Source organism: Microbulbifer variabilis ATCC 700307 (assembly GCF_000380565.1).
GTDB classification, from domain to species: Bacteria; Pseudomonadota; Gammaproteobacteria; order Pseudomonadales; family Cellvibrionaceae; genus Microbulbifer; species Microbulbifer variabilis.
In genome coordinates this window covers 19,438-31,835 of the sequence record NZ_AQYJ01000024.1, presented here as the reverse complement: position 1 = coordinate 31,835, position 12,398 = coordinate 19,438, and the positions used below count along the sequence as shown (strand labels likewise).

8 protein-coding genes are annotated in these 12,398 nt (G+C 46.7%); 2 read left to right on the top strand and 6 right to left on the bottom strand.

What is annotated here, in order from left to right; genetic code table 11:
• Window positions 1-86: 86 nt before the first annotated feature.
• Window positions 87-1,256 (bottom strand): 5-demethoxyubiquinol-8 5-hydroxylase UbiM, encoded by a 1,170-nt coding sequence (gene ubiM / locus G367_RS0106965; RefSeq protein WP_020412397.1) that lies wholly within the window; start codon window positions 1,254-1,256, stop codon window positions 87-89.
• A 274-nt stretch (window positions 1,257-1,530) separates the two neighbouring features.
• Here ubiM and G367_RS0106960 point away from each other — a divergent pair, with 274 nt between their 5' ends.
• A complete protein-coding gene (locus G367_RS0106960) occupies window positions 1,531-2,322 on the top strand; it encodes a PhzF family protein (RefSeq protein ID WP_020412396.1) in 792 nt (263 codons plus the stop codon).
• Window positions 2,323-2,447: 125 nt separating this feature from the next.
• Window positions 2,448-2,870, top strand: coding sequence for a GFA family protein (locus G367_RS0106955; protein WP_020412395.1), 423 nt, complete (start codon window positions 2,448-2,450; stop codon window positions 2,868-2,870).
• 70 nt (window positions 2,871-2,940) lie between these two features.
• Here the strand turns inward: G367_RS0106955 and G367_RS0106950 are convergent, their stop codons facing one another.
• The 5 genes from G367_RS0106950 to G367_RS0106930 form a co-directional block, all read right to left on the bottom strand.
• The gene (locus tag G367_RS0106950; RefSeq protein WP_020412394.1) at window positions 2,941-4,101 is read right to left on the bottom strand and encodes an NnrS family protein; all 1,161 of its coding nucleotides are present in this window, start codon (window positions 4,099-4,101) and stop codon (window positions 2,941-2,943) included.
• A 557-nt stretch (window positions 4,102-4,658) separates the two neighbouring features.
• Entirely contained in the window at window positions 4,659-6,056 is a 1,398-nt protein-coding gene (locus G367_RS0106945; protein ID WP_020412393.1) for an MFS transporter, read from the bottom strand.
• Between the two features lie 782 nt (window positions 6,057-6,838).
• A complete protein-coding gene (locus G367_RS26610; protein ID WP_020412392.1) occupies window positions 6,839-9,193 on the bottom strand; it encodes a chitinase in 2,355 nt (784 codons plus the stop codon).
• Window positions 9,194-10,072: 879 nt separating this feature from the next.
• A complete protein-coding gene (locus tag G367_RS0106935) occupies window positions 10,073-10,588 on the bottom strand; it encodes a cupin domain-containing protein (RefSeq protein ID WP_020412391.1) in 516 nt (171 codons plus the stop codon).
• A 257-nt stretch (window positions 10,589-10,845) separates the two neighbouring features.
• A complete protein-coding gene (locus tag G367_RS0106930) occupies window positions 10,846-12,270 on the bottom strand; it encodes an MFS transporter (protein WP_020412390.1) in 1,425 nt (474 codons plus the stop codon).
• Between the last annotated feature and the right edge of the window lie 128 nt (window positions 12,271-12,398).

The following is a 12,398-nucleotide window of genomic DNA, read 5'->3' as shown; positions in this document are numbered from 1 at the left end:
GAGAATCGGCTTCCATGCCCTATTCCTTTCTCGCTCGCAACCTACTCCCGTAGGCACGTATTTCACTATTTCGCACAGGCCTTTGGTCAGTGACGGGTAAGCTGGTGCACTATGGCTCGCCGCACCGGCGGAAAATGTTCGCTAACACGCAATACCGCCTTGCGCAGTAGTTTGGCCGGCAAGTGATCATTGGTGAACAGATCAACCACCCGATTTGTACCCGAGTAAATAGGCTGAGATTCAAGGCGATGTTGAATCTGGTAACGAGACAGCGCTCGAGCTAACTTCGCAGGCTGATACAAACGAGCCACAGTTTCTAATTGGCGACTCAGCGAGTCCGTGCCAGCAAGTCCCAGGTTAAAACCATGTGCTGTCACCGGATGCATCCCCACAGCTGCATCCCCGACCAAAGCAAAGCGCTCCGCATAGAATTGATGCGCATAAACCCCCACCAGCGGATACTTGTGGCGCTTACCACAAGGCTCCACTGAGCCAAGTATTGCAGTGCTCTCACGCTGCACATGAGCAGCAAACTCAGCATCACTTAGCTGCATAATTTCTTCGGCCCGGCTGGCCGAAATTGTCACAACTGCAGAGGAAGTCTTGGGCTCAGATAATGGCAGAAGCGCTAGCGTGGAACCGTAACGAAAACATTCCCGTGCAATCCCCTGATGAACGCGCTCCGTCCGCACCCGGCCTACAACTGCCACACGGCCAAAATCCCGCATGTCAGCCCCAATCCCAGCCATGCGCCGTACCTCAGAGAAACGACTATCAGCCGCTATTAATAACGCAACAGCCAGATCGTCAGCCCCCTCAATATTCAAGACTCGGCAGTTATCTTCCAAGTGCATACCGGTAACGGCACTGTTGCAACGCAACTGAATATTCGCTTCCTCGCCAGCAACCTCATACAGCGTGCGGCGTATTGCTGAATTGGGTACAATAAACCCTAAGGGACCTCGCCCACGGCTATCAAAATTCAGGCTGGAAGTCGAGTTGCCATCTACCACCGTTGCTGCTTGTAAGACACCGACTTCATCATCCCGCAGGCGTTGCCAGACCCCGAGGCTCTCTAAAATTCTGACCGACTTATGGGTTAGGGCTATTTCTCGTCCATCATCATCAGGATTCCCCAAGGTCTCCTCGCCCTGGCGCTCCAAAAGCGTTACTCTAATGTCGCGCCGGGCCAACATCACAGCCAGGGCGAGTCCTGCGGGACCAGCCCCTACGATAGCAATATCTGTTTGCAACATTCCAACCCCCTAGAGCAAGCCCTTTTCCACAACAATTTTGATATCCGACAACACTGAAAAGAAGTACCGATTTTACTTCTGGCGAAATGCCCAGCACCGGCCAAAGTGACGCAGACTGTAAAGTGGAAATACCGTTGAAATACTGATACAGATCAGGATCAAGGGGCTATTTAGGGGGTGATTGAAAAATCATTAGTGGTATCGGGCATCCCGCCCATCTTTATCATAGCTGTTTCTTCAGCTGAGCATTTCAATTATTGAAGGGAACTCTAGAATGGAACTAGAAATTAATATAGTCGACGCCTTCACCGAAACTCAATTTGGCGGTAATGCTGCAGCAGTCATAATTACAAAAAGCTGGCTTAGCGAAATGCAAATGCAAGCTATTGCGGCAGAAAATAACCTTTCTGAAACCGCATTCCTGCTCAAACAATCTGAAAGTGAATACCAGATTCGCTGGTTCTCCCCAATAACCGAAGTGGATTTCTGTGGTCATGCAACCCTGGCCTCCGCCTTTGTGGTCTTCTCAAAACACCCCCAACTGGATACCCTAAATTTTTCTGCGCAAGCAGTAGGGAAAATGCAAATTACCCAAAATAGGGAGGGCGAAATCTTTATGGACTTCCCCAACAGAAATCCGGAACGTGTAGAGCATACCCCAGAAGATTTGATCGATGGATTATCCAGCCTTCCCAAACAAGTTCTGCGCAACCAGCAAGCCTACTTTGCCATCTATGACAGCGAAGATACTATTTATCAACTGGAACAAGATGCAGAAAAATTAAAAAAGCTTGCACCTTATGATGTAGTAGTTACGGCTCGATCGAAGGAATTTGATTTTATTTCAAGATACTTCTGGCCATCCAATGGTGGGGCTGAAGATCCGGTAACCGGCTCTATTCACGCGGGGCTTGCTCCCTACTGGGCCGCTAAGCTGGATAAATCGCGACTCACAGCCTTCCAAGCCTCAAAAAGAGGGGGGGTGCTCAACTGCCAAATCAAGGGGGACAGGGTTATTGTCTCCGGCAAGGCGATTCAGTACCTAAAGGGAGTTATTCAAATTTAATATATTTATTTCACTTCTAAATATTTTGAAACTATAGGTATACCCTCAATAGGACTAAAAGATAATAAACCCAATCTATCTACTTATAGAAATAACGGTTCACAATCAACTGTTAAGGAGCAGCTATGAATAAATCAGGATCCTGCCTCTGCGGAGATATCCATTTCGAAGTCGACGGTGACTTTGAAAATTTTTTTCTTTGCCACTGCAACCACTGTCGTAAGGACACGGGCTCTGCCCACGCAGCCAGCCTGTTTTCAACATCGGCTAAATTAAACTGGATCTCTGGGAAACAACAGGTAAAAGTATTCAAGCTGCCAGCCACACGCCATGTAAAAAGTTTCTGTAATAATTGTGGCTCGGCACTACCCTTTGAAGATAAAGAAGGTGGTTACCTGGCAGTACCTGCTGGCAGCCTGGACTGTGAGGTTTCCATGGAACCCACCGCACATATTTTTATGGCCAGTAAAGCGGACTGGGACCAGAATCTGGACAAGGCGCTCAAGTTCGACGCCTTCCCCCAAATGGATAATATTGAGAATAATTAGTGACAGCTGCCTGACAGGAGCGGCGCTCGCTAGTCGCTAGCCAGCGTCGCTATACTGAATATCCAGGTGCTTACCCCGGATGCCCATCTACACGAGGCTGAAAAAGAACCGGGGTGTAATACAGTAAGAAGAGAGAATAGCCTACAATCCAAGCAATAATCGCTGCAAGAAAACCGCTGGGAGCTGGGGCCCAGAAGATACGAGCCAACGCGGACAATGCCAGTGCAGCAAATGCCAAGGGCATCAAGCGCGGTGCTTTCAACATACGCCCTGTGTGACCAAGGCTGACTCGACTGGTCATAGCCAGAATCAAACCGCCAATACCACCTACCGCAAATGCATGTAATGCGGGACTCTGCCAACCGGGCGCTAAACCGCTCCAGGAGAGCGCTGCAAGAAAGCACCCCAATACCACCAGCCAGTAACTCAAATGTAGTGACCAAACCATAGGCTCACTCCAAATCTTAGTCGGGTGCCAGCGCAGTACGCGCACCAGTTGTAACCCACCAAGCACCAGTGCTAACAAGGCCCAAACCATACGGGGTAGATCAATCACTACACTCAACAGAAGCAGCACAGCAGCTATGTGGGTACCCCACTCGATAACCGGTAGCTTATCGCGCTGACTTAGCTGAAAGCGCCTTGCAGTAAAGAAGGGAATCACCCTGCCACCAATCACCAGAATAATTGCTGTAACCAGCAACAGAGCCACGAGAGCTACCCTGCTCTGCGCGCTGGGCAGCAACCAATGACAGGCTGAAAGCCCGGCAAAAGCCAACATAGCAGGCAATACAAACAGATTGCGCCATTGCCGGGTGCGCAATACCCGTGCACCGAGTAAAAAGGCTGCCAATAGGAAAAATGTCACTTCAGCACAAACCGGCATCCACAGTGGTACTGCCGCTATGAGATAGCCCAAGCGAGCTAATAGCCACAGCCCCGCCAGGCCCATTAACTGTCCCCCTTTAGGTGAGGGAATTCCGGTCCATGTCTGCATGGCTGTGCCGAGGAAGCCAACTATCACCGCCGCAGCAAATCCAAATAACATCTCATGGGAATGCCAGGCTACGCCGACACGTAAAGCTGGAAGCTGCCAGCCAGAAAGCTGCATTTGCCAGATTAGCAGGGCAATCATGCTCCAGAGTGCCCCACCCCAGAAAAATGGGCGGAACGGCATCCGCCAGAAGGGCGCTATGGATTCCGCGCTAACGCGGTCAACGATGGGTATCACAATCTGTTCTCCTTACCTAAAGGGAGGCTATTTCTCCCGAGACAATTAACCCAGCGATCGCAAGGGCTATCCAACCTAAAGGGCTCTCTCGGAGTGATTCACCTTGCTGTTGGCCAGGAACCAAAATCCTGACTTCGCTGTTTCCCATAAAAGCTATGGGGAATAAGCCACCGCAAGGCAAATTAACACCTGAGATTCCATTCCGAGGATTAAATGAGAGGATTATTTTTACCTAATTAACAGGATTAGTTAATAGGAAAATGCCGGGGATTTTCAGCCTATAACCACACAAAAAAATAGGTTTTTCATCAAACCGAATAGTCACAAAAAAAATGAAGTGAGTAAAACCACATAAAATACAGCATTAAATAAAACTTAGCGCCTCAAATAAGTTGAAGTTGCACTTTAACCTATTTGGGGTTCTCCCGAGGCTAAAAAAAGCAAGCCTCTTTCATTATTAGCGTTCAGCCAGAGAAAAACCTCAGTGAAGAAAGAGTCATCGAAGATATGCGGGACAAAGCCTGGTATCTGTCCAGCCTTGTGCCCACACAGACAGATCAGCCTGAGGCGACAGGCCCTCTTTTTGCAGGCTTGCCTTTTACGAACAAAATGCAGACAAGAAGTGCGGCCAAGGCAAGGTATGCATTGACACTGAAGGCCCGGTCAATACCTTCTGCAAGACTTGGAGCCAGGGCCACAATTGTTGTGTTCATCGCCAACCCGATAGCACCACCAATAATTTGGAACATAAATATGAGCGCTGCAGCAAGGCTGGAACGGCTAGACCCTACAGCGGTGACTGCCGCCGTGGTAATTGTGGGGAAAAATAAGCCTAACCCCATTCCGAGGAAAATCATACCGGGCACCAGATGCAAATATCGACTTTGCTCGAGTAAGCCGGACAATAGAAACATTCCCAAGCCCAGAAAAATAGCGGCTGCAGACAGAATTACTTTGGCTCCCATAATCTCAAATAATCTGCCAGCGATATAGGAAACAATTCCGTAAGTCACCATCACCGGTAACAGGCCAACCCCGGACCAGACTGCGGAGAAACCAAGCTCTTTAATTAAAAACTGGGGAATATACAACAACATAGAAACAAAAATTACGGAAAGCAGTAGAGTAGTCATTCCCACTGTAAAAAATCGCCAGCTAGTCGCTACATCCGCTGGTATTAGCGGATCGCTCCTGGTGTTTGATTCAATCCAGGCAAAAGTTGTAAAGAGCAAAACTGAGACCACAAATAGGCCAATTATCAACGGGTTTCTAATACCAGCATCAGTAACAAAATCTAGTGCCAATAACAAAGTCAATAAACATAGCGATAGGGAAACTATACCCCCATAATCCACCCTGCCTTCAATACCCTCTGGCCGATCATCTTCTATTACCCGCCAACTGACAAGCATTGCAATCAGTGCAATCGGGAAGTTGATAAAGAAGATCCAACGCCAACTGAGAAAGTCAGTAAAGAACCCGCCAAGTAGAGGCCCAACTGAATTAGCAAACCCACATACGGTCATAATCAGGCCACCTGCCTGCCCCGCCCGATCCTCCGGCATCAATTGATAAGTCATACCCAGGATTGCCGGCCACATCAAAGCACCTCCCACCCCCATTAAGGCTCGGCTTCCCAGCAACATCCAGTCATCGACTGCCAGCCCACCCAAAACAGAGAAAAATATAAAAATGCTGGTACCGATAAAGAAGAGCCTGCGACGGCCAAACATATCCGCTAATCGTCCACCAGTGACAATTAGCACTCCAAAAACTAATGCATAGCCGTTTATCACCCACTGGACAGTAGAAATATCGGAATTGAAATGCTTCTCTATAGCGGGAATTGCCACAGAGAAGGCAGTAAAGTCATTGGCGATCAGGAAAATAGCAAAAGTTAGCGCCGTAAGGCCAATAATTTGTTGTCGGGATAACGGTGTTTTAGGGACAGACATCAGTTATTCATCTTACAGTGCACTTTTTGCATTGGATATTAACCCTTTTAGTCTGGACCAAAAAGAAAAGCACTGCTTAACATCACCTAAGCTTCTTCCCCCCTCTGTTTCAGCAAATGTTTCTGTCATCTAATAGGTCAACTAAAATCCTACTATTAACAATGCACCCTAAAAATTAAACATATTAAAAACAATCGTTTTTCACCTACGATTATTGGAAGGGAACGCCAGTTCTCTTTAGTTAAGGAAGTAGTGGGCATGCTTAAACGTAAATTTGTATAAGAGGTATTTAATTCTTTACGTACTGATCCAAAACCATTCCTGGAATACATTACCAATAATGTGCACTGGATTATTAGAGGCGCCCACGATATGGCCAGGAAGTACACATCCAAGAGACAACAGAGCATTTAAAGAGATTGGCGAGGTACTTCAGGAGGAAAGGCGACGATGAAGGTAAAACGGACACTAATTGATGGACGTTACGCTGCAACTGAAATGAAGAACACCTGCACCACTTTAAATGGCAGGCGCTACAATAATACCTACTGCTGAATTGTAAAAGTTAAAAATAATCTTATTACCGAAGGTACTGTTTATGTTGACTCGGCACTATTATAGAAAATTTGAGTGAAAATTTATAACTGGCAGCATTTTTACTGCTGAACTTACTTCCCAGCGTATCCCAAATGAAGCCGATGACCCTTCCAAAAAACCCGGCAATAAAACTATTGCCGGGCTCGCTGATTGAGTAAAGCCGCTATTTAAACTGCCTCTTATTGTTAGTTCTGGTAGTCAATCGTCATATCAAAGTTGCCTTCCACACACTTTGCATAGTCGCCTTCATTGAGCGCAGAATAGGCTGTTTGATAGTTCACTAATTGACAGGCGAAGCTCTCATTACTGGGGTTATCCGCTGACCATCCCCAATTTTTATCCCAGTAGATATTCAGGGATGCCGCACCACCAGTCTGGAACTGGCCCATATTGGCACATCCTAGCTCTTCATCCGCCGGAATATCCACTCCCAAGTACTCGGTAAAGCTCCGGTAATAATCCATACGGTATTGCGAGCGGTAGTCTTCACTGCCTTTACTACATTCGATAGCGCCATTAACGATATTAGTCGTAACTCCAAAACCTGGAGTTAGATTATTGGCCAGATCAATACTGTTTGGCTTCCAGGTGCCATCAACAACATGCAACATGCTCGGTTTGGGTGGCTGCGGGTATACGAAGAAGAATATGGCACTCGCCAAGTTCAGCCAGGTATCTGCTACCAGTTCTGGGTTCTCCAGCAAAGTGTAAATGTCGCCATACATTGCCTGAGAGAACGGGCCATAATTATAGTTCCAGCTCAGCTGTTTGGCGCCTCGGCCAAAGTAACTCTTGTACCCACCATCGGCATTGATTGCACAGGGCCATACCTCTGCAGCCCAGCTACTACCAGAATCACAGGCACCGTACCCTCCGGAAGTTTCCTCTGTCCAACCAATTTCTCGAATCCAGTACAAGCCCTGACGCCATTCCGGTTCATCCCAGGCAGCCGCATGCGCACCGGTTTCCTGGCCAAAATGAGCAAACATAACTGACAGTACCTTGCGGCAAATGGCATCTGAATCGCGGCCATCGGTATATTCCCCACAAAACGCTGGGAACTTAGCCACCGCTCGCAGAAAGTTGGTATAGGTATACTCATCGGCCCGAACAGGGAATAGGTAATCCCAGGTATCCTCGGAAATAATACTCTCTACGCGCAGCACATTTTCCGGATTGGTATTACGACCTGGTTGAACCGCTTCTACAATCGCGTTATTACGGGTTTCAACTGTATCTTTCACTTCTTGCAGGAGTGAATTATTGGCAAGGGTATTTTCTGCCGCTTCCAATTCATTCTGGCCCATCACATGGCCCGCTGCAGGTGCACAACCCGCCTGGCTGATGGTAACCTCATCAACATCACTAGCAGCAGAGGTGTCGGTTGCGGTCAACTGGAAAGTATAGGTTGTATCACTGTAAACCTCAGATAGCACAGCCTGGGTAGAACTACCTACATAGCTGGACAGTTTTACAGAGGGGCCACTGGTCTGGCTCCAGATATAGCTCATACTGCCGCCGCCAGTGGATTGAGAACCATCCAGAGTGATGGTTCCGCTACAACCAATGCTATTTTCAGAAGTAGAGATAATTGCTGTTACTGAACCATCGGAACCGTCATTCTCTTCGGGCCCACCAGTGTCATCCCCAGCCGCTAAATTCTGTATCGTTAGCTGCGCTTCTTCAGTGCTTTCTCCATCGCTGACAATCAGGCTAAAGACATAACTGATATCATAAGCCGCGGCCGGTAAAGTCACTGAAGTTACAGCGCCGGTGGCGGTAGAAATACTTGCCTCTGGCGAACTGGGGGAAAGCTGGGCCCAGCTATAGCTCAGTGTGTCGTCTCCTCCAGAAGCAGTTGCACTAAGCTGGACTGTGCCACCACCAATGATCTGGGACTGGGAGGATGAAACACTCAGGGAAATAGGAGTGGAGTCAGTGCCCTCACTATTATCGCTACCGGTATCACCACCATTGCCGTTGCTGCCAGTACAGCCATCAGTTTCTTTTAAAATCCAAGGGGAGTCCCAGGTGTTTTGCGCGATCAGAGCATCAGAGGGAAGCTGATCTCCATTTGCCCACCATTGGGCAACAAAAATATCACCGGCATAGCAAACCTCACTTCCCTTTCGGTAATTCTGTCCGGGCTGATAAGTCGCTATTGAGCTGGAGCCATCGCCGGAATCCGGGTTGCCACCATCTGTACCATCGTTATCCGAGGCATCGTCACTATTGGAATCATCACTTTCACCACCGGTATCATTATCATCGCTGTTACTGCCCGAGCTATTACAGGCTCCCGCCCCCTCCAGAATCCAGGGAGAATCCCAGGTATTTTGCGCTGTCAGGGCATCGGAGGGTTTCTGATCAGGTGTAGCCCACCACTGCGCTTTAAACAGGTCTCCGGCATAACAAACCTGGCTACCACCGCGATAATGCTCACCGGCAACATAGTCATCGGCTGGCTGAGAGGCCGCCGCACCCTGAGCGCCAATCATCAGTGCCGAAGCTATAGCTGTGCGAATAAAAAGAGGGGTCATAGAGTCTCCGGTTATCTTTTTTAGGGCTTTATTACAAACACCGCAGTACTCGATAGGGACACCCAGCAGAGATCATATGTTATTGCAGTAAAAAATCTTATAAGAGTTTTCGTGAATAATGTGTAACGGCAAATGGATTTGGATAGCTAAAAGTGTGAAACCGCCTTGTTCTTTCCTAGAGAGGCTAAATACAGTGAAGCCACACCTAAATTACCAGTATTAGATTTTTATACATCACTGAGAGTGAGGACACCCTACCCCATTTTACTCTTACCCGTTCTACTCTTATTAGTTCAGAAAATTGAACTCTTAATATTTTCACAAAAACTTAAAATTTTTCTGCGCTCTGCCGATAACACCCCACACAAGCACAGCTGATTCGATAAGGAAGGCAAGAATTGGTTCCCGATTCGCAATACAGCTTTACCTGAAGCAACCACCAGCAAAAAACAATGTTCTACTATAAGCACTTTAAATAAAACATAAACCCAGAGAGGGCAGATTCAGCAGAGTCACATCAATCATCAAAAGACATTAAAATGAAATTACATTTTTTATTTATTTTTTCTTTTGAAAAAAGAGAACAGCAAAATCCAACCTGGAAAAGTCAAAAATAAAAACTTACACATTTCTTCCTTATTTATAAATCGTGATCAAAAAACCATAAGACATAACCCAAGCACGATATACTTTTTTCTATACAAGAAAATGCACCACTTTACAGATGAAAACCCGCTCTTCATATCCAAACACTATCGGCCCACATTAACACCTGTCTAAGTCAAGCTTTCTATCTAATAAACCCATACTTACATAAGAGAAGGAGAGCCTAGCACGGCCCTCATCATGTGAGCTTGTCCAATAAATAACTGCCACCAACTATAATTCTGCAAATTGTTGTAGCCTGCCTTGCCGCTTTTCCTCAGAGAAATCACAACTGGTTAAACGAAACATCAGGGAATAATCAGATAAGCAACGAGTATCATGAATATCGCCTGGGAGGAATGCACTACAATCACCTGGATGCATAGTATAAGAACCCCGACTTACAAGCTGCTCTTCGCCTTTTACAGTTCTCACCAGTCCATAAGTGGACATTTCAACCTCTCCATGCTGAAGTGCATAAAAAACCCAGCCATTGCCATGATTATGTGGATTACGATATAAACCTTGAGTCTCCACATGTGCCAATAATATAAAGCCAAGTTCTGAGTCCCTATATAGCTCAGTCGTTGCCTCTCGATTTTGGTGTAACTTTGCAAGCCATCCCTCGGAATTTGAGGAGCTTGCCAACTTAGCCAGTACTGCTCGACAGTGAACCACGGTATCCGAGTTCAAACCCATCCAGTATTTACGTAATTCTGCAATATGGCGCTCCAAAGAATTACTTACCATAACTTATCTCCAGTCAAATTTAGGTTTAGCTGGTGAGATCTATCGGAAAATAGATTCCGGTAACGTAAATCTGCAATCGATATTTTGTATATTGCGTACTCTCACCAAACAGGGATAAGTTACAACTTCAAGCTCACTTTAGGTCAATAGGTAAATTACTCATAATTCTGCCAGAAGCCTTAACCCAAAAAACAACCCAACAGGTACCCTATTAGCTGTTGAGAGGGCAAATATAAAGTAATGACTAATCCACAGATTCATAATTTACGACTGACCAGGATAGATACCGTCTGAGCAATAAAGGCTATGACAAGAAACAGTAAAGCCAGCAGGTACACTTGATTAAGGCCGGAAACTACCAGCCCTGAATCAAAAGAACTCAAATATGACAAGTGTGAGGTTTTTGCAAAAACCACACTCATCAACGACGCCCCTGTAAGTAGCCCTAGATTTCTCGATAGATTTAGGAGGCCTGAAATACTGCCTTTTACTTTTCTACTAGCACCGTTCATTGTAAAAGTATTGTTAGAAGACAAGTAGATCCCGTACCCTATGGCCATTGCTATTGAGCAGACTAAATAGCCAGCTACACCATAGACCTGTTGCAAATTAGCCATCCCCAAAGAACCCAGTACCAGGAAGAACAAACCAATAATCACTATGCTTCGCGATCTGAATCGGTCAACCAAACGTCCAGCAATATTTGAACAAACGGCAACGACGAAAGACCCCGTAGACATCACCAGGCCTGTCTGAGAGAAACTCAATCCTAATGCCAAAGTCAGATAAAATGGCCCAACAACCAGAGAACTCATTACCGAAGCAGCTACCAAAAGATTAGTAGCTAGGTTCGTATACAAAACATAACCGCCCAGCGCGGGCCCAGGATCGATGCCTCTGCTCAGGTATAAACCCAGTACACCGATGGCAGACAATAAAAAAGTCAATATATTGATAATTCCATAATTATCATTCAGGGGCTTTATCGACAGGGTATAAAAAAGAATTGCTGAAAAGATACAGAATGCGGCAAGAATATTACGTGGATGACGAGCTTGTTCGAGAGCTATGTACCTGGCATCCTCGGGAAGATATTTCTGAGCCAGCCAGTATACGATGACACCCAGGGGCACTTTGACCAGAAAGATTGCTTGCCAGCTGGAAACTTCCAGTAGTAGTCCACCCAATACGGGCCCCGAGCCAGTGCCCACCGCCGAGATACTTCCCAGGAGACCCACTACCGTGCCCACCCGAGCTCTGGAATAGACGTCACTGGCAATTGCCATAGAAACAGCGGTAAACATTGCCGCTCCGATACCTTGCAATGCTCGGAAGAGAACCAATACCCAGATATTTGGCGATAGAGCACAGAGTAAAGTCGATACACTAAAAAGCAGCATGCCGTGAACAAAAATTTTCTTGCGCCCCACTTTGTCGCTGGCGCGTCCGGCAATTGCCAGAGCCGCAGTTAGAAAAATCATAAAAGCGACAATGATCCACTGCGTCCGCGCGTAGGTGGTTCCAAGGTCTGTAACTAACTCCGGAAGCGCAATATTAACACTGCTAACCGCCAATGCATTGAGCAGGGTTGCCAGGCATAAAGCGGTCAGGATTCCCCGACTGGAGAGGTTGCTGGTGGCACCTTTGCTGAATGGTTTCAGAAGTCTTTTAACTGCAAGCATAAAATCCCAAGTGTGGTTAGCCAGACACCGATAAAAAATTAGTGTGCTCAGAAAATATGGAGAATCATGAAAAAAATACTATTTACTCACCTCGTTAACGGATATACCACTTTTTGCTCCGATATAAC